Source organism: Agromyces sp. NPDC055658 (genome assembly GCF_053618155.1).
The window spans coordinates 1-1080 of sequence record NZ_JBSHHD010000144.1; the positions used below are offsets into that span (position 1 = coordinate 1).

The following is a 1080-nucleotide window of genomic DNA, read 5'->3' on the forward strand; positions in this document are numbered from 1 at the left end:
CCGCCACCAACTCGGCCGGGCACGCCTCCCCACCGGTGACCAGAGTCTTCAGTTCGGGCAGACGGTTACGGTCCAGAGTTGCCACCACCGTCGGGGTGATCAACGCCGCCTCAACCTTGTGGTCCTCGATCACCGCTGTCAGTGCGTCACCGGCGTAGGAATCCGGCGGGGCCACCACCAGCGCCGCCCCCGAAGCCACCGCCCACAACCACTCGAACACCGAGGCATCGAATGTCGGCGCGGCCACCATCAACACCCGCGCACCAGCACCCACCCCGAACAACTCACGATGCGCCGCAGCCACACCCAACACACCGGCATGACTGATCGCCACACCCTTCGGCGTGCCCGTGGACCCCGACGTGAAAATCACATACGCCGCATCATCAACACTCAACGACGCCAACCGATCCGCATCCGTCACCGGCTCCGCGGAGCTTGCCGAAAGGTCCAGTGACACCACGTCCATCACCGGGCGAGTCCCGGATCCCTCGACGGCGTCGCTGCCACGGGCCAGAACGCACACCGCCTCGGCGGCGTCCAGCACCGTCGCGATCCGCTCGGCCGGGTGGGTCCGGTCCACCGGCACGTACACACCGCCGGCCTTGAGCACGGCCCACCAGGCGATCACCAGGTCAGCCGACCGGCCGATCGCCACGCCGACAGCACGCTCCGGACCGACGCCGGCCCCTATCAGCACCCGAGCCAACCGGTTCGAAGCCTCGTCCAACTCGCGGTATGACAGCTGACGGGACCCGTCGATGATTGCGACGGCATCCGGATCGGCGGTCACCGCAGCAGTCAACAACTCGGGGGCAAGACCCACCGGAGCGTCGACTCCAGCGCCAGACCATTCGTACGACACCAGATCCTGCTCGTCACCATCGAGCAGCGTCACCTCACCCACGACTGCCGACGGGTCGGAGACCACAGCCTCGAGTACCCGCCCGAACCAACCGACCAACCGCTCGATGCTGGAGCGGTCGAACAGATCCGTGGCGTATGTCACTGTGCCGGCAGCACCCTCGCCGGGCACGTCCCTGAGATCAATGTCCAAATCCCATTTGGAGGTGTGGGTAT

The 1080-nt window shown here is 66.6% G+C and carries 1 protein-coding gene; it reads right to left on the reverse strand.

The genetic code is table 11. The features are described 5' to 3' along the window. On the reverse strand, positions 1–1057 hold a 1057-nt coding region (locus ACWGPE_RS19205), incomplete at its 3' end, for an AMP-binding protein (protein WP_452049348.1). Positions 1058–1080: the final 23 nt, after the last annotated feature.